A 21,978-nucleotide genomic window follows, 5' to 3' on the forward strand; every position below is an offset into this window, starting at 1 on the left:
TGCATGTCAATAAAAAAATAGTTGTGAGGGTCAAACGGTTTATTTGACATTTTCAAAAGCTTGGCTACTATTGGCGGTATTATGTCAATTTCAGATCAGATTAAAGCACTCATCCCAAAGGCCATGTGCCGGGACCGGTATATATTGGCTCGTGCCTTGCGCAGCAGGCGCAAACCCGGTCAACAGCCAGACAAAAAAAATTTAAAAAATCTTCTATCAAAAGCCCGGGCTTCGGCTGAGACCAGGCAGCGGCGCATGGACAACCGGCCTCAAAACATCCGCTTTGACCCGGATTTGCCCATCAATGGCAGAAAAGACAAAATCATTAAGACCATACAGGATCATCCTGTGGTAATCATTTCAGGTGAAACAGGATCCGGTAAAACCACCCAGATTCCTAAATTATGCCTGGAAGCAGGCCGTGGAATTTCGGGCATGATCGGCTGCACCCAGCCCCGGCGCATTGCCGCCATGACCGTGGCCAAACGCATTGCCTTTGAGCTCAACGAATCTTTGGGGCAATCCGTGGGATATAAAATCCGGTTTGATGACCACACACCGGACAGTGCCTATATCAAGCTGATGACCGACGGTATTCTCCTGGCCGAAACCCAGCAGGACCAATTTTTAAGCCAGTATGACACCCTGATTGTGGATGAGGCCCATGAGCGCAGCCTTAATATTGATTTTGTTTTAGGCATTCTGCGGGGCCTTGTTAAAAAACGTCGAGATCTCAAATTGATCATTACCAGTGCCACCATTGACACGGAAAAATTTTCCAAAGCCTTTGACAATGCCCCGGTTATTGAGGTTTCGGGTCGGATGTATCCGGTGGAACTGATATATGCGCCCATCGAAGATGACCATAACACGGGTGATACCACCGGTGCCCCGGATGACCAGGGTTATGTGGAGGCCGCCGCCGGACAGACCGCAGAGCTGTTAATGCGCACCCGCACCGGAGATATCCTGATATTCATGCCCACAGAACAGGATATCGGAGAGACCATGGAAATACTTAAAGGCAAAAACCTTTCCGGGGTAACGATTCTGCCGCTGTTTGCACGGCTGTCTGCCGGAGAACAGGCCCGGGTCTTTGCCCCGGGCCCCGGCAGAAAGGTCGTGATCGCCACCAATGTGGCCGAAACCTCTTTGACCATCCCCGGCATCAAGTATGTGGTGGACACAGGCCTTGCCCGTATTCCCTCCTATTCGCCAAGAACCCGGACCACGGCGCTGCCGGTCAGCCCTGTTTCCCAATCCAGCGCCAACCAGCGCATGGGACGTTGCGGCCGTGTGGAAAACGGCATATGCATCCGACTTTACGATGAAGATGATTTCAATGGCCGCCCTTTTTTTACAACACCTGAAATCTTGCGCGCCAACCTGGCCGAAGTTATTTTACGCATGATTGCCCTACAGCTTGGAGAGGTTTCCACCTTCCCCTTTATTGATCCGCCTGCGCCCAAAAGCATCAAGGACGGATTTGACACGCTTTTGGAACTTAACGCCATTACAGCACACAAACCCGAAAAACAAACAGGTGCCCCAAAAAAACCGGGCAAAAAATACCGGCTTACCCCCTCGGGACGTTTAATGGCCAGGCTGCCCATGGACCCGAAACTGTCCCGCATCCTGATCAACGCCGGAGATACGGGTGTACTTAAAGAAGCGGTCGTCATCACCACGGCCCTGACCGTGTCCGACATCCGCCAACGACCGGCAGACAAGGTCCAGGCTGCAGACCAGAAACATGCCCAGTTCAAGGACCCGGCATCTGATTTTATTACTCTGCTCAACATCTGGAATGCGTGCATAGACGCCAAAACGCGGCTGAAATCACGTTCAGCCCTCCGCAAATGGTGCATTGAAAATTTCCTATCCTTCAAGCGGCTGCGGGAGTGGCAGGATATCCATGGCCAAATTACCCGGATAATCAAAGAACACGGCATTAAACAAACGGTTCCACCGGCAGCAGACTCAAAAACCGCGGATCTTAAGGCCGACCAGTTTGAACATGGAGGCCCCTTATATGCCGCCATCCACAAGGCCCTTCTCCACGGGTATCTGGCCGGCATTGCCCAAAAAAAAGAAAAAAACCTTTTCTCGGCAGCCAAGGGCAGACAGGCCATCATCTTTCCGGGTTCCGGCCTGTTCAATAAAGCCGGCAACTGGATTGTGGCGGCAGAATATGTCAAGACCAGCCAGCTTTTTGCCCGGTGTGTCGGCAATATTGATCCGGCCTGGATCGAAGAGATCGGCCAAAGCCTTTGCGCCCGCACCTACAGCAATCCCCACTGGGAAAAGAAACGCGGGGAGGTGGTGGCATCCGAACAGGTATCTTTATTCGGCCTTATCCTTGCGAGCGGCAGATCCGTGGCCTATGGAAAAATTAATCCCGAAGAGTCCGGGGAACTGTTCATCCGCCATGCCCTGGTCCAGGGGGAAATTTACCAGAAGTTCGGGTTCATGACCCACAACACAACTCTCATAGAAGAAATTGCTACCCTGGAAGACAAAACCCGCCAGCGGGACATCCTGGCTTCGGAGGATGAAATCTATATGTTCTACCAGTCCCGGCTGCCCAAACCTTTTTACAACATCCGCACCTTTGCCAAATTCATTAAAGACAAAAAAGATGATACCTTTCTGCGCATGACCCGTGGGGATCTGCAAAAAACCGATGTGGACGAAGCGTTTCTTGCCCAATTTCCCAACACCCTGACCACGGACCAGGGGGAGTTTGCCCTGGATTACAAATTTAATCCCGGGGCAAAGACGGACGGGGTCACCCTTAAAGTGCCAAGCCAGGATGCGGCACTTATCCGCCCCCACCAGGTGGAGACCCTGGTACCGGGACTGCTCAGGGAAAAAATAGCCGCCTTGATCAAAGCCTTGCCCAAAACCCATCGGGTAAAATTGATGCCCATCCAGCAGCGGGCTGAGTTTATTGCAGACCACCTGCCCGACTCGGATGCACCTTTATATTCAAAGCTGTCCTGGGTCATCCGCAACCATTTTAACCTTGTGATTCCCGCTTCAGCCTGGTCTGATACGGATCTTGAGGATCACTTAAAGATGCGGATATCCATTCGGGACCACAAAGACAGGGAGATCAAATCGTTAAGGGACCTGTCAAAACTCGGGACTTTTGCCACCCGGCGCCCTGCCGAAAAAACCAATGCCTTTGAGCGGGCAAAAAAAGCCTTTGAAAAAACAGGGATTCAGGAATGGAATTTTTCTGATCTTGAACAGGAAATCCACTTAGACGAAGGCAATGGAACCCGGCGCAAAGCCTTTCCCGGCCTTTGCTGCGGGCAAGACCCCCACGGGATGACGTTAACCTTGTTCAAAACAAAGCAAGCCGCCTTAGAAAGCCACGCCAAAGGGGTGGGCCGCCTGTTTGAAATCATGTTCCCCGATGATATCAAGGCATTGAAAAAAGATATAACCAGGACCGAAGGCCTAAGCCGTATCGCCCCCTATTTTAACGACCGGCCCACCTTTGCCGCAATGGCTTACAATGCCATGGCAAAGGCCTTTTTTCAAAAAGAACTCTTTACGCAAAAAGCGTTTGATGCCCATGTTCAAACGCTGCGTCCAAAGCTGTACACCCTTGGCCGGAAAGCCATGGAAAGCATTTTAACCGTGGGCCGGGAATACGCCGCCTGTTTTGATCTGCTGCAAAGCTTAAGTCTTGCGTTCAAAGACCGACCGATCATTTTTGAAGCATTGACAGCTATATTCAATGAGCTGAAAAATCTGTGCCCAGCCAATTTCCTGGAACTTTATGATTTAAACCGGATTGCGCTGCTGCCCAAAAATCTGGAATGCCTGTCCATTCGTGCCAGGCGATGGGTGGACAACCCGGTCAAAGAGGCCCAGAAAAAAGAACTTGTCGCCCCCTATGAACGAAAGCTTGCCCTCCTGATTTCAAGCCTTGACCCGGGCTCTTCAGCGGAAAAATCCAATGCAGTGGAAACGTTTTTCTGGATGCTGGAAGAGTATAAAATTTCCGTATATGCCCAGGAACTGAAAACTCGGTTCAAAATTTCAGCCAAACGCCTGGATAAGGCTTTGTTGGATGTCTCCACCATGGTATAGTGCCCCTTCAAAAACGGTTCCGAAATGATTACGACCTGATGCAAGGAGAGGACATATGCTACCCTGGGTAGAACTGGGCAGGGCCAAGGTACCGGAGGAGGGCAATGAATTGATCCTTCGCAGGCGGGGAGATGAGTTCTCCATCCGCACGGCCGGAACAGAACTGATGAACAGCCGGGTCCACGGGTCTGAAGACGCCCTGGCAGACCTGGCCCTTGCCCGGAGTCACAAAACATCCAGACTCGAAATCCTAATCGGCGGCCTGGGCATGGGATATACCCTTTCAGCGGCCTTGAACGCAATTTGCCCGGAGAGCAGCGTCGTTGTGGCCGAGTTGATACCCGATGTCGTTTCCTGGAATGAAATTTTTTTTGGGAACCTGGCCGGCAATCCCCTGTCAGACCCCAGAACGACGGTAAAAACCCGGGATGTCTTAGACTTGATCAAACAAGAGTCCGTCACCTGGGACCTCATCCTTCTGGATGTGGACAACGGTCCTGTGGGACTGACCCGGAAAACCAACAACCGCCTATATTCACCGGACGGGCTGAAGGCATGCTTCAGGGCATTGGCCCCCGGTGGCATTCTGGGCGTCTGGTCTGCGGGAATGGACGAGGCCTTTTCCCGGCGGCTGGGAAAGTGCGGGTTCAGATCCGAGGCCGTATCCGTCCGGGCCGTAAAGGGTAAAAAAGGCAGCCGCCACACCATCTGGCTGGCGGTAAAACCGCTTGAACAACCACCCCAAAAACCACGAAGATCATCCCGGAGGATCCATAATGAATGAAAACAGGCTCGAAGAAATAGAGACAAAGCTGGCCTTCCATGAAAAGGCCATTAAAGAACTCAATGATGTGATTTACGACCAGCAAAGACAAATAGACCGGATGACCCGGCTCATTGAAGAGCTGGAAAAACAGCTCCCGGACAACTCAACCGGCCCGGCCAATGAGAAACCGCCCCACTATTAGAGGCCAGCCACTCCGCGAGCAGGATCCGGGTCCCCGAAAATAAAACAAAATCTTTTTGCCCACAGCATTTTTATTTTAGGGTGTATGCATTTGTTTGTTAAAATTACGACCTTATCTCCAAAAAAGTGACTCTAAGAACAAAATAGGATATATCTTTTATAAAATCAACCATGATTAAAGTTGATTACATGAGCCAAACCCACTGACACTAAGTAGGTGGACAAAAATAATTCTTGTTTTATTATTGCTTTGCAATAAATCATTGTTGTTATTTTAATTTGCATAGCAAGGATATCAGATGAAACGTACGGGTAGAAAATTTGTTTCTCCAATTGAGCATTGGCATTAAAATGGCTGTCACTTATTGAATTTTCGGATGAAGAGTCAAACCGTACTAAACTTAGGGCTCAAGCAATTCGATTGAGCAACTCTGGGTATAGTATCAATCAGATTTCACAAATATGTTTGACTACTCAGGAAACAGTTTCGAAGTGGATCGATGGATGGGGAAAATATCAATTTGACTCTTTAATTGATAAACCACGTCCTGGAAGGACACCACTGATCCCTGGTGATAAACATGATGAAGTCATTGATATTGTAAAGAAAAATCCAAGACAACTTAAAAGTGCCATTACTGAAATAGAGGGAACGTTTGGTAAAAAAATCAGCGTAAAAACCCTGAAACGAATTATAAAAAAAAACTGCGTTGGTGTCGAGGACGGAAATCTCTCAAAAGCAAACGCAATGAGAACGAGTTCAGGGACGCGCAAAAGGAAATTGAAATCTTGAAAGATGAAGATAAGGCAAATATCATTGACTTGTATTATTTTGATGAATCTGGCTTTACCGGCGTGCCTGAGATTCCATATGCCTGGCAAGAGGCGGATGAGCAGCTTTTACTTCCGAGCGGAAAAACCTCAAGAATCAATGTGTTGGGTTTTTTGAATAAGCAAAATGACTTTTTCCCTTGCGTTTTTAATTGCTCGGTTACTTCAGATATTGTCGTGGCCTGCTTTGATGTTTTTTCACGTTCCATAACAAAAAGAACCATCGTTGTTCTGGACAATGCTCCAATACATCACAGCGCCATTTTTAAAGCTCAAGTTGGGACATGGGAAGAAAGAGGACTTTTTCTATACTTTATCCCCAAATATTCACCGGAGTTGAATCTGATTGAAATTTTATGGAAACATATCAAATACTTTTGGTTATCAACATCTGCTTATAAAGGATTTAAATTTTTGAAAGCTGAGTTGGATAATATATTGGCAAGTGTCGGTAAGGAATTTACAATTTCGTTTTCTTAACATAGATTTATTTTTGTCCATGTACTTAGATGAACCCGTCTTACGTCTAAACGCCTCAGGCAAACTTCCATAAACTTTCTAACCATGGGTTCCAACCGGAGACTTAATCCAATATTCATTGCCAGTTCATGTTGGATAGATATTAAATTCAAGGTGACTGTTTTTCCACTGTTATTCAGATCCAAGCCCTCCAATGACTGTTGTTTTATTCAAAAACCGAATAACCCCTTGTGACGAACTGGCAATTTCACCCAATGTCAGGGCCCCAATGGGTGGCAGTTGATTCGGCAGTTCTTTTTTAATACCAGCAAGTTCTTTGCAGTATTGATCCCCGAGAAACAGCTGCCGGGAAATACAGTCGATGGTGAATGTATAATAGCCTTCCTGTTTTTCATAAACAGAGGATAACTGCGTTCTAAGCTCTTTGGCAGCTTTTGCAGCAGATTGAATCAAGATATCAGGTTGAGAATTCAGTATATAGATCAAGGTATTTTGAGGAACACTCCCGGCACATTCTATGGCGGTACCATGTCTCTGAATGGGATCACGGACAAGATACTCATTATCCAATTGCACCATCCCCAAAGGATAACATTTTGTGATTTCTAAGAAATTGGTAAAATCAATAGGTTCACTGCAATATTCCCTGATAATCCCCTCATAAAACGGAAAAGCAGGTTCATAATTAATGCTTTGAATTAAATTGTCTTTGGCACTTGTAACTAAAAAAGGCCCGGCAATACTTTCCCAACCATGACGAACGCCAAGTGCTAACGGGACTGGTAAACTAATAATAAAACATGCATTTTCATAACATCCCTGTGCCGTAATGAGACAGGGGCGATGGGAAAAGTCCAAATACCCGGCACCGCCACCCAGAACACTGATTGCTGGCCCCAGACAATCATAAATACATGTAATTACATTATCGATGCCCTTGCTTTGTCCATCAATAAGAACAATGGCTCCAGCAGGTACTTTTCCATCTAACCACTGCTTTATTTCATTGGTAATTTCAATATTCGGGCGGGCTATTTCTTTTAAAATGGTAGAGAATAATGGTGTCGTAAATCCGCAGACCAAAGCGCCTTTATGATAGTGCATCTCATCATGAATAATACCAGGAAAGACACCAGCACAGGCAGGTATTGGCAACGATGCAAACAAAGGTGGGAGTTCTTCAATGTCAAATTCATGCTCACTTCCCAAAAAAACAAGCAGGTACTTTGCACCATTTTCCAGTGCCAAATCAATCATCCGGTGCAGTTCGGACAGAAGACCTGTTGTTTCAACATGAACACTGGAAAATATCTTCATTATGACTCTTTAAATTGGTAAATAAAAATTTCATTGGAAGGGTAAAAAAAACACGAAATTTTATCATTTAAAATTCATGATATCATACATAGGAACATGGGAAATTACAAGGCAGCTCAAACCATAAAACTGCCCATCACCCTGCATTTGTAAAAAAAATGGTAAGAAAAACAGAGTCTGACCCTATGTTTGCATTGGCCTGATCTGCCCCATGTTTTCCTATTTGTTTCTCGGCTACCGTTTTAAATCGGGACACCCTCAGAATGTTGTAATTGTCTGTCTATTTGGATCTTGCTATAGAAAACTGCCTCATGCAACAGATGCAGAAAAGCCAAACCGGCCGTCAAGCTCCAACGCCAGCTTGTCACCTGATTTTAAAGCGGCCACACCGGCCGGGGTCCCGGTAAGGACAACATCTCCTGGCAACAGCGTAAAAAAACCGGACATGTAGACGATCAGGTCAAAGATTTTGTTAATCATCAACTTTGTACTCTCATCCTGACGCACCTGACCATTCACTTCCAGCTTTAATCGTGTATCCTGGGGATTGGCAAGGTCGTCGGGTCCAGTAAAGGGAGTGATTGGACAGGACCCGTCGAATGCTTTTGCCTTTTCCCAGGGCAGCCCTTTTTCCTTCAGCGATTTCTGGACATCCCGCAGGGTCAGATCCAATGCAAGCGCATAACCTGCAACAGCCGCCTCTACCTCGTCCCGACCTGCCCGGGTAATCTTTTTGCCGATCAACACGGCCAATTCCGTCTCATTGTGGCAATCCTTGGTAAAATCAGGGATCACAATCGGCTGACTGATCGGCTGCAGTGATGTTGCAGGTTTGATAAACAAAATAGGTTCCGTGGGCATGGGATTGTCCAATTCCTTGATATGGTCTACATAATTGCGACCGACACAAACCACCTTTCCCACCGGCAGGTCGCACACCGACCCATCGTTAAATACATGTTTATATATCATCATTTCCTTTTTCCATTTTTAGACAACAATAAATCCAAAAGCGCTTAGGACCGCAGATTAAATAAGTTGGGCAGAAATAACGCCGAATTTTGGTTCATCTACAAGGCGCATTAAAGGTTGAATAACAGTCCTATTGGACCTTTGATGCAACGAAGTAGATGGGCCAAAAGGCAAACTATTTCGTTCAAGTTATTTAATCTACGGTCCTTAACATCTAAGTACATGGACAAAAATAAATCTATGTTAAGAAAACGAAATTGTAAATTCCTTACCGACACTTGCCAATATATTATCCAACTCAGCTTTCAAAAATTTAAATCCTTTATAAGCAGATGTTGATAACCAAAAGTATTTGATATGTTTCCATAAAATTTCAATCAGATTCAACTCCGGTGAATATTTGGGGATAAAGTATAGAAAAAGTCCTCTTTCTTCCCATGTCCCAACTTGAGCTTTAAAAATGGCGCTGTGATGTATTGGAGCATTGTCCAGAACAACGATGGTTCTTTTTGTTATGGAACGTGAAAAAACATCAAAGCAGGCCACGACAATATCTGAAGTAACCGAGCAATTAAAAACGCAAGGGAAAAAGTCATTTTGCTTATTCAAAAAACCCAACACATTGATTCTTGAGGTTTTTCCGCTCGGAAGTAAAAGCTGCTCATCCGCCTCTTGCCAGGCATATGGAATCTCAGGCACGCCGGTAAAGCCAGATTCATCAAAATAATACAAGTCAATGATATTTGCCTTATCTTCATCTTTCAAGATTTCAATTTCCTTTTGCGCGTCCCTGAACTCGTTCTCATTGCGTTTGCTTTTGAGAGATTTCCGTCCTCGACACCAACGCAGTTTTTTTTTATAATTCGTTTCAGGGTTTTTACGCTGATTTTTTTACCAAACGTTCCCTCTATTTCAGTAATGGCACTTTTAAGTTGTCTTGGATTTTTCTTTACAATATCAATGACTTCATCATGTTTATCACCAGGGATCAGTGGTGTCCTTCCAGGACGTGGTTTATCAATTAAAGAGTCAAATTGATATTTTCCCCATCCATCGATCCACTTCGAAACTGTTTCCTGAGTAGTCAAACATATTTGTGAAATCTGATTGATACTATACCCAGAGTTGCTCAATCGAATTGCTTGAGCCCTAAGTTTAGTACGGTTTGACTCTTCATCCGAAAATTCAATAAGTGACAGCCATTTTAATGCCAATGGCTCAATTGGAGAAACAAATTTTCTACCCGTACGTTTCATCTGATATCCTTGCTATGCAAATTAAAATAACAACAATGATTTATTGCAAAGCAATAATAAAACAAGAATTATTTTTGTCCACCTACTTATATCAATCCTTCAACGACAAAAGTGCCGGAGAGTGGTCCACCAAATATTCTGAAAGCTCATCAACCTCTGAGTAAATACGAGAATCCAATCGTTTCAACCAGCGTTTCGGTATTCCGTCGACCCCGTAAACAGCACCTGCAAGCATCCCGACCAAGGCGCCGGTCGTATCCGCATCCCCCCCCTGGTTTACCGTACCAACGAGGCAATCTTCAAAGGTTGTCGTTGAAAATAAAAAGTGGAAAACGGTCTGCACCGTGTCCACAACGTAGGCAGAGCTTTTACCCGGATACGGGCGGTAACAAAAATCAGGATGTTCATCCACAAAATTGTCGGTATGGACCAGAAGTTGACTCAATGTGGCGCCCATCATGGCCTCATGCAGCAAACGGCCAAAAAATATACATGCCGCATCAGACAAAGGATTATTGTGCGTCAGGTGGGCCTGTTCCACCACGTATTGAGCAAGAGAATCTTCATTTCCCAGTGTGTAAAGCGCAACGGGAAGCATGCGCATCAAGGCCCCGTTTCCGGCACTCCAACGACTCGGTGCCGCTTCAAGGGTCTGGTGGAGAATGTAGTTTCTGATTCCCCGGGCACATGTGGAGCCGACATCAATCGGTCGACCTTTTACCCAATTGGCAAATTCCTCTGCTACGGCCGTAAGATTCCATCCCTGGGAATTTCGAATGGCCCGCCCTATACAAATCGACATTTCAGTATCGTCTGTTACTTGACCGGCTTTAAGATACAGCCATCCTTTCCCGATGATCTGTTTATGTACGCCATATTGTAATTTAATTTCCTCGGGCGTCATGAACTCGGTAGTCGCCCCTAGGGCATCTCCAATGGCAAGACCGACAAAGGCCCCTTTTGCCTTTTCCACAATTTGCTTTCTGTCTGGTACCCGAACCGACTGCATGAATGATGGTTTCCCTGTTATATGATTCGTCTGGAAATATCGTACAAACCGCCAATGACCAACACTTCTTCTTCCCCCTTGAGTATCCCGGCATGGAGAAAAGCGCCATCAAAAAAAATTTTTGCAACAGGCACCCTGGCTTCAATAACGAATGTTCCAAATTCCCAGGCCCGCTCAAAATCATGGGTAAAGGAATTTAGATTATTGAGCCGGACCACCCCTTTACCCGTCTTGCTGTCCCATTCAATTAATTCATGATCGTAAAACCCATGAACACCTCTGAAAAGGGTAATGTGACAGGTGTTCGGATCGCGACGTTCCATCTCGTACTGAACAAATTCATAGAGAAGATCCAGCTGGTTGAAAATAGCGTTGGTCCGCCCTGAACCTTTCATACGATCCTTCATGTATGATAAATACTCGTCGCTCTCTTTTCCGCTAATCCGGCCGCCATGATAGGTTGGGGGCAGCCCCATCCTGCTTTGCACCCATCCCTTCAAGACCGCCCCTTCAACAGAATCGGCATTAAAAAGCCAGCCCCGAAGAAATCTTAAATAACTGTGTTTTATACTGAGCAGCTCACCAACATCACCTTTTTCTCGCCATTGATGAAGATGAAACGCAACCTCCATATAATCTTGAAATATTCTGGCTCTTTCTTCCCAGCTGGAAAGATTATCCAACTTTTTGAAAAAATGGGCATGGGTTGCTCGTACACCATGAACACTTAAGGAGGTAGGATTGACGTTGAATTCGCGGGAGCCAATGACCCACGCCGGCACGCTGCACAAGCTGTATTGATAATGATAATCTGCCATAAATTATTTTATAATAACCTTCACACTTTTTAATCTGCCTCAGGATAGGCAAGTTTTGAGTCTACTTTATACGTCCATGGCAGTCCTTCATTCTTCCAAACACCGAGCACACGCTTTCCATACAACGCACTATGTTCGTTTTTTTCTTTATCACCTTCAAATCCGCCCATCATATTGTATATTTTATCAAGCGGCCAGCTGGCCTTTAAATATGCTATGTTTGTTGCTTCACAAGAGTGGCTACAACTTCGACACATAAAAATAAGCGTATCGGTTTCAGGATTGAATCGTTTTTTAAGATCCTCTGAAAAACTTTCATTCAATATCATACCATATCCTTTGCCAACATGTTTTCTTGTCCAAAATTTTATGGGAACATGGTATGCAATAGTTGGATGTCCAACCAGAACCTACTCTGGACGGGTTCGGACATCCACAATAAAAACATGCTTATCTTTGGTTGCCATGTTGTATGCTTGAGTTTGTTATTAAAAAATTAAACTACCAATTATCTATGGGAAAAAGTTTTATCAGAAACAACCTGTCGATAACAGTATTATTTATTTAAACGTCCTTGATAAATCGCCTGACCAGTGAACGGTTGATCAGGCTTGAAAACCACGCCCAAAAAGCTTAGCTTAAACCTCACAATTAATAATAAAGGAAACAATGCCATGCTGACCCAGACTATTACATTTCCTGCAGCGTTTGCGGCAGGCCTTCTGTCCTTTCTGTCCCCTTGTGTGCTGCCGTTGATCCCGGCTTATTTCAGTTTTATCACAGGACTCTCTTTAGATGAACTGACAGCTGACGACAAAGACGTGCGCAAAAAAGTAATTTTGTCCACCCTGGCCTATGTAGGCGGATTCTCCTTTATTTTCATCCTGTTCGGAGCATCCGCCTCCTTTCTCGGCGGACTTGCCTCCCGGTATTCCTGGGTTGTGCGTTATGTGGGCGGCGGCATTATCCTTCTTTTCGGGCTGCATCTGCTCGGTATTATCAATATTAAAAGTTTTCAGTTTGAACGTAAATTTCATTTCAAGGAGACACCCTTTCATCTGTTTGGTACATTTTTGATCGGCATGGCCTTTGGCGCCGGATGGAGTCCGTGCATCGGCCCCATGCTGGGCAGCATTCTCATTGTGGCAGGCAGCCAGGACACCATCCTCAAAGGCGTGCTGCTGCTGGCCACCTATTCTGCGGGCATGGCCCTGCCTTTTATTGTGATATCCATTTTCATTAACTCCATGATCAGTTTCATGAAAAAGGCCACCCGGGTCATGGGCGTTATCAATAAATGTGCAGGCGGGCTTCTCATTGTCATTGGTTTGCTGTTGATCTTTGACAAATTCCGGCTTCTGGCAGCCTTTTAAATTCCGGCAAGAAATTTATGATAAGCCGATCGCATGCGTTTACCGCATTTATTGGTGTGGCAACGTTCAGCAAACTAATGTTGAATACCGCCCGGCGTATGGTCTACCCTTTTGCACCGGCACTTGCCCGGGGGCTTGGGGTACCCCTGACGTCTGTCTGTAACTTCATTGATCGTCGTCAACCAGGCCCTGGCAGTCCTAAGGCCCGCAGATTAAATAAGTTGGGCAGAAAGAACGCCGAATTTTGGTTCATCTACAAGGCGCATTAAAGGTTGAATAGCAGGTCGATTGGACCTTTGATGCAACGAAGTAGATGGGCCAAAAGGCAAGCTATTTCGTTCAAATTATTTAATCTGCGGGCCTAAGTGCAGGAGCCGGAAGGGAGCACACAACCCGCTAAATATAAAGATGTATAACTTTTCTTCTTTATTGAGGTTCAATCAGGCTTTGAATCGGATGGATTCGTCCACCTGCTCTGCCCTCTGAAGACCTGTCCGAGTGCGACCGGGTGTTGACAGGCGGAAAGGAATATCGCATTCTATGTCCCAATGACAAAGATCTTTCCCATACCCTTTTCCGAAAAGGTCAAAAACAAAACCGATGAGCCGGTCACCGTGATGACGTTTAATCTCCGGTTCGGTTTGGCCAAGGACGGTGGTCCCCATGCCTGGGAACACCGGAAACCTCTGGTGTCAAAAATCCTGGAAACATACCCCAACGATTTTATCGGCTTCCAGGAGGTCAACCATTTCCAGGCCGAATTTTTGATCCGGTCACTGAGACACCACGATCACATTGGCTGGTACAACAAAGGGGTTAAATGGTGGCAGAACAACCTGATCCTTTTCGACTCGTCCTGGGAATGCCTGGGGCACCGTCACTTTTTCTTAAGCCACACCCCGGACATCCTCTCCCGGCTTCCCGGTTCCAGATGGCCCCGGCAGTGCGTCATTGGATGGTTTAAAAAGAAAAACCGGTATCTGCTCATGGTCAACACCCACTTTGATTTCACGTCCGAGGTCCAGCAAAAAAGCGCCGGCCTGGTTATGAAATTTCTTAAACGTTTTCCAAAGGGCGTGCCGCAGATCATCACCGGCGACTTTAACACCACCCCGGGTTCGCCTGCCCATCGGTGTTTTAAATCCCGGGGATTTGGTCTGGTCAAGGAAGGAGAATCCATCACCACCTTCCACGATTTTACCGGGAAAAAAACAGGGCGTCACATCGACTGGATACTATACAGGAACGGTCTGTCTCCCGTATCCGAACAGGTGATACAGGACTCCTTTAACGGTCTTTTCCCATCCGATCACTACCCGGTTCGAGCCGATTTTGCCTGGATGCTTTAAGCCCGGCCTGCCGTGAAAATTCAGTAATACAAATCTCCTATACCATACTTCAAATTAGTATTGGCTTCTTTTGCCGTTGGTTACTTGTTTTTGTCATGGCTTTTTCTCCTTTGTTGGCGTCCTGCCTCCGCCGTTCCAGGAATTATCTCCAAAAATTGTGAAGGCAGACGCTCGTGGGTTTTTTCAATATTTTATATTATCGATTATTAATAATCATCGGTCAAAGTCATTAAAAAGGCTTCGATATTTTCCAGCTGTGTCGTTGACAGCCCCAGGTTTCCAACTTTGTCTGACAGGTTCTCTGAAACTTCCGGTACAAAACTGGTGCCGTCATTGATAAACTCCAGCATTTCCATGAGGGTTGGAAAAACCCCGTTATGGGAATAAGGGGCTGACAGCGAGATATTGCGCAGGGTTGGAATTTTGAATTTTCCGTTTTGGGTATCATCGTCAACCACAGGTCCCAGACCTAAGTCCGCTTCCGATGGAATTCCCGGGTTAGCCGGAACACCGATGTTGGCGTATTGATAATTGGTAAAAAGTGACGCCGGCGCATTAAAATCCGCTTCCATGGAATGACATGAAGCGCACTTGGTCTCGAAAAGAGCCTGTCCTGCCTGCTCCGTAGCAGTAAGAGCAAGCTTTGCTGTGTCAAACTTTGAGGTAAATTTAGTCACGTCGTTTGAGCGTTCATATGCCGCGATGGCTCTGCCAAAATTGTCATAGGCGGCGTCCACGTCATCAAGTGATCCAGAGCCGAAAATTTTAATCCACAGATTAAGATAATCGGAATTCGCAATCACATCTATCACCGCATCTTTACTAGGCATGGCCATTTCAACCAGATTTAACGGCGGACCCTGTGCCTGTTCAGCAAGGGGGTCTTCCAGTACAGAAGAGCCGTCTGCCCGACCGTCCCAGAACATGCCGCCAACATAATTTCCGGCAGCATTCACATGCAATTTCGGGCTGAACCCGGCATAGGCCGAGGACGGGGCATTCCGTCCGCCTTTGCTGACACCGTCTGCGCCGGTTGAAACAAAGTTGGTAGAAGGATCCAGATAATTGGTAATATCCGCAAACCCACTGAAGTGGTGATGGCAGTCCCGGCAGGACTGAGTACCGTTATAAGAGATGTTCTTGTCATTATAAAGCCTCATCCCGAGTTTTTCCATATCGGAACCAACGTTGGGCAGGCCGCCGGCAGCCCATACCGCCGAAATCAGAAATAAGGAACTTATCAAAATGCCAGTCAGTTTTTTCATCATGTTGCTCTCCTTTTGATATTTTTTATTTTTATATGAAAGTTCCAATAAGTGACTGAATTACTTTCATGCTTTGTTGTGGGTTGAACCTCGGTATTGATAGACCAAGTCAGCCCATGGCTGTTTATATGAAAGTCTGGGTAAGGTACTCAGATCTTTCAACCTTTGTTGTGGGCTGAGCCTGGGTATTGATAAACCAGGTCGGCCCATGGCCGTTATAAAAAATGTGTCTGCCATAAGGCAGCATGTAGCCCTACTTGATGAATAATAGATACCGATAATGGGTTATTCTACCAGATGCGATTTTGAAAAAATATTGGCAAAAGGCCTAATTTAAACATAGCCAGTGGCTTAGAGGGCCATGAAAATAATAAAATCCAGCGTGGCTTTCTGTCGCAAATTATAGGGTGGTAATCCCTTCCCGTATGGCAAATTTGGTCAACTCCGCAATGGAATTGGCACCGATCTTCTCCATGATGTTTCTTCTGTGGGCATCGACGGTTTTCGTGCTTACATGGAGTTTTTCAGCGATCTCTTTGGTGTTTTGACCTTCGGAGATCAGTTGAAGAATTTCGCGTTCCCGATCGGTCAGCATTTTCCTGTTTATGCGCCGACTTGTGTCATTTTCAGAGACAGAGCGCAACAGGTACCCGTCAACAATGGTTCCTGCAATTTCAGGGCTGATGTAGACCTGTCCTTTTGCCACCAGGCGGATGGCCGAAATCAGTTCTCTTGCGATGCAGTTTTTCAGGATATATCCGGATACGCCCGCCTGAAACATGCCTTCCACAAAACGCTTGTCCGAATACATGGAAAGAGCCAGAACTTTGGTGCCGGGGGCCTCGGACAGGATTCTCCGGGTGGCGTCCATACCGTTTAACTCAGGCATGGAGACATCCATGACCACAAGATCCGGTCTGAATTTTTTAACTGCAGACAGGGCGGCCCGTCCACTATCCGCCTCAGCAAGAACCAAAAGATCTTTTTCACTTTCAAGAAGCAGCCTGAGCCCTTCACGAATCACATGATGATCATCGGCGAGAATGATATTTATTTCCATGATGCTTCCTTAAGCTGTTATGCAGGATTCTCAAAATGGCCCGGGTTCCCGCACCGGATTCAGACAAGACCGTAAACTTGCCGCCAATGGCGTTGAACCGTTCCCGAATGCTGAAAAGTCCGAATCCGATACTTTTATACTGTTTTTCAGGATCAAACCCAATTCCGTTATCCGTAACACAGATTTCAAAAAAATGCGCTCCTTGGGACAGGTGGATCGTTATTTTTGAGGCGTTTGCGTGTTTGATGATATTGTGGAGTAATTCTCTTACCGTCCTAAAAATAAGAATGCTCAGACTGTTATCCAGCCGATCTTCCTCCAGATCTCCCTCCAGAAGCGTGTCGATGTCGTTTTCCCTGCAGGTGTTTTCCAAAAGCCACTCCAGGGCGGGCTTAAGTCCCAGTTCATAAAGTATTGGTGGGCTGATTTCAAAGGTCAAGGTCCGGGTTTCCCGAATAATTTCATCAAGTTTATCTTCTATCTCGTTTAATTCCCCGGCCCGGGCCGTATTGACCGAAGTCCAGGACGTCCTGAGCATTGAAAGTTTTAACTGACAGATCGCCAGATTTTGACTGATCTGGTCGTGAAGGTCTGATGCAAGCCGTCTTCTTTCCCTCTCTTCCGTTAACAGGAGTTTGTAAGTGAGTTGCCGCAGCCGGGTCCGCTGGGACTGGAGTTTTTCTTCGTAACTTTTCCGCTCCCGGATTTCGTGATTCAGACGACTATTGGTCTGTTTCAAATTTTCATGAACTATGACAAGTTTATTAAAAAGCGTTTGAAACTCACCGCATAAAATGCCTATTTCGTCATTCCGGTTTAAAAAAAGAGAAAATGAGGTCTGTTTTGAATTCCCTAAAGAAACGACCCTTGCTGTCAGTTTCCCCAAAGGCGCAATCACGACATGGTTCAATAAGAAAAACATCACAAGCAGCAGGATAAACCCGGCCAAAACAGTGGCAATCAGAACAAAAAACATGGTGTTCATTGCATATTTCATAATCTGCCGGGGAATTTCGGCCCGGATAATGAGGTCAGAAGAATCGGTCAGTCCCTTGAAAACATCGTATACAAAAAGCATGTTTTTATCCTGTTCTTCAAATACGGGACCTAAATTTTTTTGCACGCTTTCAAATATGGAACTGGATTCAGCCGGGATGGACGGATCCTGTGAAAGCCAATACCAATGGTCCACCTTGGTCTGGTCCGTCAGGGTTCTCATGTATGCCTCGTTCAGAAAGCGCCCCATGATCATATAGCCTTTTGCCGGTCCAAGGTGCAGGCTTCGGATGACAGGCCGGGACGCCACAAGAAGAGGACCTTTATCGGTGGCATAAACCCCTGCAACACAGCTTTCTATATCTTTGGTGTGTGCTAAGAATGCGTGGGACAATGGGAAACGATCATCAGGGAATTGGTTGATATTCAGTTCCAGGCCGGTCTTTAAATCCAACATTTTTTTCCAGAGGACACGGCCATCCAGATCCAGAAGGATAATGACGTTTAATCTGTTGTCGATAAAAGTTGTACGAACAAGGTTCGACCGGATGAAGTCCATATTTGTGTTCTGAACGAACTCATAAGCATCATCCCACGCCGCCCAGTCATGGACAAATTCGTCCAGATAATGAATTTCCCTTCTCAGTGCTTCAAGACACCGGTTCAGATCTTTCTCGGCCTCAAGCCTTTCCTGCAAAACAAAACTTGGAAAAACCACAAAACGTTCAATAACGTAGCTCAAAACACCGTATACGAGCAGCACCGCCAACAAAACGCCCAGAATTTTTGTTTTTAATTTCATGGCCAATAGTATTTAATTGCAGGAGTAGGATCAAGTTTATTCCCTCGCGTTTGGAGTTGGAAGAAAAAAGACCAGCACCCCAGCGCCGAAAACGGCACTGAGCAGGGATGCTGCCAGGATACCGGTTTTTGCAGCTTCCAGCTCCGGATTCTCCAAGGCCAGACCGGCAACGAACAAAGACATGGTGAATCCGATTCCCGCCAAAAAGCCTGCACCGGTCAAAGGCCCCCAGGTAATACCACGCGGCAGCCGCGCTATCCCGGTTTTCACCGCCAGCCAACTAAACGCAACAATACCGATAGGTTTGCCCAAAAAAAGACCACAGACAACAGCCAGGGCAACAGGATCGGTGAACCCTTCGGGCCGCAGTGCCACACCGGCATTGGCAAGGGCAAACAGAGGCATAATCACGAAACTGGTCCAAGGGTGCAGCTGATTTTCAAAACGCTGCTGGGGGGAGATGGATTCCCGGGTCGCGTCCTCCATGTCACGCAGCGCCTTGTACCGTGCCTTGGGATCGGACCATTGGTCGCCCTGCAGGTAGCAGAGCGTACGCCGCGCCATCGTTCCCAGTCGTCCTTGGCCCACCCAGCTGCGGGTGGGGGCAAGCAGTCCGAAAGCAACCCCCGCCAAGGTGGGGTGAATGCCCGATTCATACAGGGCCGCCCACACGAACAACATGCACAGCCCGTACACGGCCATATTGCGGATACCCAACCGGAAAAACACCAGTGTCAGGCAAAGTCCGCCTACGGCCAGGGCAAGTGCTGTCAGATGGACTGTTTCCGTATAGCCGACGGCGATCACCACAATGGCACCGATATCATCGGCAATGGCCAAGGAGAGCAACATGACCCGCAAGCTGTTTGGCACCCTGTCCCGAAGCAAGGCCAGAAGCCCCACAACAAAGGCGATGTCCGTGGCCATGGGAATTCCCCAGCCGTCTGTTGACGGCCCCTCGTTAATGAGCATCAGGTAAATGCCGGCAGGTACCAGCATGCCGCCAATTGCTGCAGCAATGGGCAGGACGACGCTTCGGATGTCACTGAGTTCCCCGACTACAAGCTCTCGTTTGACCTCCAGGCCGACCACAAAGAAAAAGATAGCCATCAGCCCATCATTTATCCAATGTTTCAGCGACAGGTCCAGGGTAATATTTCCGACAGATATCGCCGCATGGGTATCCCAAATGGCCTGAAAACCGCCGGCGGCCGGGGTATTGGCCAGCAATAATGCTGCAACAGCCGCCCCAAGCAGTACAAAACCGCTGGCCGATTCCACATGCAAAAAGCGTTTAAACGGATCGACCATCTTGTCGATGGGTTCGTCCGGAAACGCTGAAAAGTCTTCCGAAGTGGTTAGATACTCGCACTCCTGGGGATCAATATACTGATCCCTTGATCCTGACTTATTCTGTTCTTTTGTTTCTTTCTTGGACATTTTTCAAACCATTTTCTATAATTTTTAAGAGAAGGATATTTGTGATTTCCTCTTTGAGTTCCACACCGGCTTTTTCGTTTTCGTCCTGGGCTTACTTTTTTTCAGCTTAAGCCTGTTTTGCTTTGGCCTCTTTTTCCCAGGCCGTAATTTGAGATTCCAGTTTGTCTATCAAAATACTCTTTTGTGGACATGGGTATTTTCCTTTGTTGTCTTCAAATATATTAGGCCCAAGTTCAAAATAAAACCTTCCACATGGTTTGCCTTTTCATCCGTTTTCTTCGTTGTGTCAATGGGTACATATACTTCAATATGCTCCCATTGCCACGCCTTGAATACGAACGAAAATTCTAAACCATATTTTGGAATATTTTATTCCGATCATAGGCCTTATTTTTGTAATGTTCTTCTTTTATCAAAAAAATAAAAAACTATTATATTTTGCCAACCGGAACGGGTAAATGGGTAGATACCCGTATTCTTAATTCCGATCATCACCATGTCAGAAATATCAGTGCCGTCCCCAAACGAAGGGCGCCGGGTTAGCAGTCCCCATCCCAAAAACAATGAATTCCATGAAAACGTCCGAGAACTGCCGGTCAATATTGATTTGCCCGAACGGCCGATGATCGATAGTCCTGACATCCACAGCGATCATTGCTGGACTGTTTTTTAAATGTCATCACCCTGATTCCTTGACTGATTATGGGGACAGTGATAGCTTTGTCATGCAAAATTTCAAAACAGTTCACAACGTATCTAAGCAGATTACATCAGGAGGTCAGAACATGGAAATCATCGGCATAGATGTGGGGTTTGGTTTTACAAAAGCATACAACGGACAAAATTCGGTCATTTTCAAATCCCTCATCGGCGACGCAGCCGAAATTCAGTTTATGTCATCCATGGGCGATGCTGCAGCAACGGCCAATCTGCATATTACCCTGGACAATAAAACTTATTTTTTAGGATCCTATGCCGAACGACAGTCCAGCCTGACCGAATATACCCTTGACCAGGAAAAAATGGTGGAAGAATTCATCAAGATTCTGGCCCTTGCAGCGGCAGGTACATGTTCCCAGACCTATGGCCCGATCAATGTGGTAACCGGCTTACCTGTTGCGTACTTAAAACGGGATACCAAGCGGCTTAAAGAAATTATCCAGGGTGAACACGAAATCATCTATCACCACCAGGACGCACCAGATGAACATAGAAAACTTTCAATTGACAAGGTATATGTCATACCCCAGCCTATTGGGTCCATCTTCAACCTGATTTTTGACGATAACGGAAAAATCTGCGACAGGGATCTTGCGGCCTCCAAACTCGGAGTGGTGGATATTGGTTTTAAAACAACTGATTTTTCCATTTTTGACCATCTTCAATACATTGAAAGGGGTTCGTCAACCATGGACACAGGGGTGTCCAAATGCTTTTCCGTAATCGCGGATAAGCTGCGCCAAGAAAGCGGCATCAATATTGAACTTTACAAAATTTTTAAGTTCATGGAATCCGGCGTGATTAAAATCCGGGGCAAGGAGTACAATATTCTCAATCTTAAAAAACGCGTGTATGCACATGCCGCTTCAAGCATTTCCTCTGATTTGAACCGACTATGGAAAAATGACTGGGATATTGACATCATTATCGTATCCGGGGGAGGGTCTATCCCTTTGGCCGAATTTCTGATACCATCTATTGAAGGCAATGTGATCCCTATTCCCACGAACATTGACGCCCGGTTTAATAATGTTCAGGGATATTGTAAATTTGGTCATTACAAATGGGGAAAAGACAAGACGATACCTTCCCGGCAGGCAGCACCGGCTCCTAAAGAAGAGAAAGAAGAGCCGTCAACCCGGGAAGAGGCACCATCTTCGGAAGAAACAGATAAAGCAAGGAAAGGACTTGCCTGGTTGAGAAGGCAAAACGCTTAGAC

The 21,978-nt window shown here is 46.3% G+C and carries 20 protein-coding genes; 9 read left to right on the forward strand and 11 right to left on the reverse strand.

Annotation, left to right across the window (positions count from 1 at the left end):
* Positions 1–81: 81 nt before the first annotated feature.
* From hrpA to EYB58_RS24245, 5 genes are all read left to right on the forward strand, one after another.
* Positions 82–4,104: an ATP-dependent RNA helicase HrpA gene (gene hrpA, locus EYB58_RS19325; protein ID WP_111957851.1), complete on the forward strand. Its 4,023-nt coding sequence runs from the start codon at positions 82–84 to the stop codon at positions 4,102–4,104.
* Positions 4,105–4,159: 55 nt separating this feature from the next.
* Entirely contained in the window at positions 4,160–4,888 is a 729-nt protein-coding gene (locus EYB58_RS19330; protein WP_111957853.1) for a spermidine synthase, read from the forward strand.
* Complete coding sequence (locus EYB58_RS19335; RefSeq protein ID WP_111957855.1) at positions 4,881–5,072, forward strand: SlyX family protein; 192 nt, start codon at positions 4,881–4,883, stop codon at positions 5,070–5,072. Before EYB58_RS19330 ends, EYB58_RS19335 begins: the two co-directional genes overlap by 8 nt.
* Positions 5,073–5,411: 339 nt before the next feature.
* Entirely contained in the window at positions 5,412–5,864 is a 453-nt protein-coding gene (locus EYB58_RS24240; RefSeq protein WP_242637441.1) for a helix-turn-helix domain-containing protein, read from the forward strand.
* Positions 5,777–6,382, forward strand: a complete 606-nt coding sequence (locus EYB58_RS24245; protein ID WP_242637634.1) for an IS630 family transposase — start codon at positions 5,777–5,779, stop codon at positions 6,380–6,382. The genes EYB58_RS24240 and EYB58_RS24245 overlap by 88 nt, the downstream gene beginning before the upstream one ends.
* Before the next feature lie 171 nt (positions 6,383–6,553).
* Here the strand turns inward: EYB58_RS24245 and EYB58_RS19345 are convergent, their stop codons facing one another.
* From EYB58_RS19345 to EYB58_RS19370, 7 genes are all read right to left on the reverse strand, one after another.
* Complete coding sequence (locus EYB58_RS19345) at positions 6,554–7,699, reverse strand: FIST signal transduction protein (RefSeq protein ID WP_111960811.1); 1,146 nt, start codon at positions 7,697–7,699, stop codon at positions 6,554–6,556.
* Between the two features lie 309 nt (positions 7,700–8,008).
* The gene (locus EYB58_RS19350) at positions 8,009–8,674 is read right to left on the reverse strand and encodes a fumarylacetoacetate hydrolase family protein (RefSeq protein WP_242637442.1); all 666 of its coding nucleotides are present in this window, start codon (positions 8,672–8,674) and stop codon (positions 8,009–8,011) included.
* 240 nt (positions 8,675–8,914) lie between these two features.
* Positions 8,915–9,520 (reverse strand): IS630 family transposase, encoded by a 606-nt coding sequence (locus tag EYB58_RS24250; RefSeq protein WP_242637634.1) that lies wholly within the window; start codon positions 9,518–9,520, stop codon positions 8,915–8,917.
* Positions 9,433–9,927: a helix-turn-helix domain-containing protein gene (locus EYB58_RS24255; RefSeq protein WP_242637426.1), complete on the reverse strand. Its 495-nt coding sequence runs from the start codon at positions 9,925–9,927 to the stop codon at positions 9,433–9,435. Before EYB58_RS24255 ends, EYB58_RS24250 begins: the two co-directional genes overlap by 88 nt.
* 91 nt (positions 9,928–10,018) lie before the next feature.
* Positions 10,019–10,936, reverse strand: a complete 918-nt coding sequence (gene draG / locus EYB58_RS19360) for an ADP-ribosyl-[dinitrogen reductase] hydrolase (protein ID WP_111959923.1) — start codon at positions 10,934–10,936, stop codon at positions 10,019–10,021.
* Positions 10,937–10,953: 17 nt separating this feature from the next.
* Positions 10,954–11,754: an NAD(+)--dinitrogen-reductase ADP-D-ribosyltransferase gene (locus tag EYB58_RS19365; RefSeq protein WP_111959925.1), complete on the reverse strand. Its 801-nt coding sequence runs from the start codon at positions 11,752–11,754 to the stop codon at positions 10,954–10,956.
* Positions 11,755–11,783: 29 nt separating this feature from the next.
* Positions 11,784–12,083, reverse strand: coding sequence for a rhodanese-like domain-containing protein (locus EYB58_RS19370; protein WP_111959927.1), 300 nt, complete (start codon positions 12,081–12,083; stop codon positions 11,784–11,786).
* A 345-nt stretch (positions 12,084–12,428) separates the two neighbouring features.
* On the opposite strand from EYB58_RS19370, the gene EYB58_RS19375 reads away from it, so the two are divergent.
* The 3 genes from EYB58_RS19375 (at position 12,429) to EYB58_RS19385 (ending at position 14,476) form a co-directional block, all read left to right on the forward strand.
* Positions 12,429–13,127 carry a cytochrome c biogenesis CcdA family protein gene (locus tag EYB58_RS19375; protein ID WP_111959929.1) on the forward strand — a complete coding sequence of 233 codons (699 nt, stop codon included), beginning with the start codon at positions 12,429–12,431 and terminating at the stop codon, positions 13,125–13,127.
* A gap of 17 nt (positions 13,128–13,144) precedes the next feature.
* Entirely contained in the window at positions 13,145–13,396 is a 252-nt protein-coding gene (locus EYB58_RS19380) for a hypothetical protein (RefSeq protein WP_131072120.1), read from the forward strand.
* A 279-nt stretch (positions 13,397–13,675) separates the two neighbouring features.
* A complete protein-coding gene (locus EYB58_RS19385; RefSeq protein WP_111959931.1) occupies positions 13,676–14,476 on the forward strand; it encodes an endonuclease/exonuclease/phosphatase family protein in 801 nt (266 codons plus the stop codon).
* Between the two features lie 206 nt (positions 14,477–14,682).
* On the opposite strand, the gene EYB58_RS19390 is transcribed toward EYB58_RS19385, so the two are convergent.
* The 4 genes from EYB58_RS19390 to nhaA form a co-directional block, all read right to left on the reverse strand.
* Positions 14,683–15,744, reverse strand: a complete 1,062-nt coding sequence (locus EYB58_RS19390; protein WP_111959933.1) for a cytochrome-c peroxidase — start codon at positions 15,742–15,744, stop codon at positions 14,683–14,685.
* A 397-nt stretch (positions 15,745–16,141) separates the two neighbouring features.
* Positions 16,142–16,801 (reverse strand): response regulator, encoded by a 660-nt coding sequence (locus EYB58_RS19395; protein WP_111959935.1) that lies wholly within the window; start codon positions 16,799–16,801, stop codon positions 16,142–16,144.
* The gene (locus EYB58_RS19400; protein ID WP_131072121.1) at positions 16,773–18,599 is read right to left on the reverse strand and encodes a sensor histidine kinase; all 1,827 of its coding nucleotides are present in this window, start codon (positions 18,597–18,599) and stop codon (positions 16,773–16,775) included. The genes EYB58_RS19395 and EYB58_RS19400 overlap by 29 nt, the downstream gene beginning before the upstream one ends.
* 36 nt (positions 18,600–18,635) lie before the next feature.
* Positions 18,636–20,039, reverse strand: coding sequence for a Na+/H+ antiporter NhaA (nhaA, locus tag EYB58_RS19405; RefSeq protein WP_111959939.1), 1,404 nt, complete (start codon positions 20,037–20,039; stop codon positions 18,636–18,638).
* Between the two features lie 785 nt (positions 20,040–20,824).
* On the opposite strand from nhaA, the gene EYB58_RS19410 reads away from it, so the two are divergent.
* A complete protein-coding gene (locus tag EYB58_RS19410; RefSeq protein WP_111959941.1) occupies positions 20,825–21,976 on the forward strand; it encodes a ParM/StbA family protein in 1,152 nt (383 codons plus the stop codon).
* Positions 21,977–21,978 lie beyond the last annotated feature (2 nt).

The sequence above is a fragment of the Desulfobacter hydrogenophilus genome, from assembly GCF_004319545.1.
GTDB lineage: Bacteria > Desulfobacterota > Desulfobacteria > Desulfobacterales > Desulfobacteraceae > Desulfobacter > Desulfobacter hydrogenophilus.

Excerpts from the sequence above, each read along its gene's own strand:
- hrpA (WP_111957851.1), top strand. The coding sequence starts at position 82 with ATGTCAATTTCAGATCAGATTAAAGCACTCATCCCAAAGGCCATGTGC.
- EYB58_RS19330 (WP_111957853.1), top strand. The coding sequence starts at position 4,160 with ATGCTACCCTGGGTAGAACTGGGCAGGGCCAAGGTACCGGAGGAGGGC.
- EYB58_RS19335 (WP_111957855.1), top strand. The coding sequence starts at position 4,881 with ATGAATGAAAACAGGCTCGAAGAAATAGAGACAAAGCTGGCCTTCCAT.
- EYB58_RS19345 (WP_111960811.1), bottom strand. The coding sequence starts at position 7,699 with ATGAAGATATTTTCCAGTGTTCATGTTGAAACAACAGGTCTTCTGTCC.
- EYB58_RS19350 (WP_242637442.1), bottom strand. The coding sequence starts at position 8,674 with ATGATGATATATAAACATGTATTTAACGATGGGTCGGTGTGCGACCTG.
- EYB58_RS24255 (WP_242637426.1), bottom strand. The coding sequence starts at position 9,927 with ATGAAACGTACGGGTAGAAAATTTGTTTCTCCAATTGAGCCATTGGCA.
- draG (WP_111959923.1), bottom strand. The coding sequence starts at position 10,936 with ATGCAGTCGGTTCGGGTACCAGACAGAAAGCAAATTGTGGAAAAGGCA.
- EYB58_RS19365 (WP_111959925.1), bottom strand. The coding sequence starts at position 11,754 with ATGGCAGATTATCATTATCAATACAGCTTGTGCAGCGTGCCGGCGTGG.
- EYB58_RS19370 (WP_111959927.1), bottom strand. The coding sequence starts at position 12,083 with ATGATATTGAATGAAAGTTTTTCAGAGGATCTTAAAAAACGATTCAAT.
- EYB58_RS19375 (WP_111959929.1), top strand. The coding sequence starts at position 12,429 with ATGCTGACCCAGACTATTACATTTCCTGCAGCGTTTGCGGCAGGCCTT.
- EYB58_RS19380 (WP_131072120.1), top strand. The coding sequence starts at position 13,145 with ATGATAAGCCGATCGCATGCGTTTACCGCATTTATTGGTGTGGCAACG.
- EYB58_RS19385 (WP_111959931.1), top strand. The coding sequence starts at position 13,676 with ATGACAAAGATCTTTCCCATACCCTTTTCCGAAAAGGTCAAAAACAAA.
- EYB58_RS19390 (WP_111959933.1), bottom strand. The coding sequence starts at position 15,744 with ATGATGAAAAAACTGACTGGCATTTTGATAAGTTCCTTATTTCTGATT.
- EYB58_RS19395 (WP_111959935.1), bottom strand. The coding sequence starts at position 16,801 with ATGGAAATAAATATCATTCTCGCCGATGATCATCATGTGATTCGTGAA.
- EYB58_RS19400 (WP_131072121.1), bottom strand. The coding sequence starts at position 18,599 with ATGAAATTAAAAACAAAAATTCTGGGCGTTTTGTTGGCGGTGCTGCTC.
- nhaA (WP_111959939.1), bottom strand. The coding sequence starts at position 20,039 with ATGTCCAAGAAAGAAACAAAAGAACAGAATAAGTCAGGATCAAGGGAT.
- EYB58_RS19410 (WP_111959941.1), top strand. The coding sequence starts at position 20,825 with ATGGAAATCATCGGCATAGATGTGGGGTTTGGTTTTACAAAAGCATAC.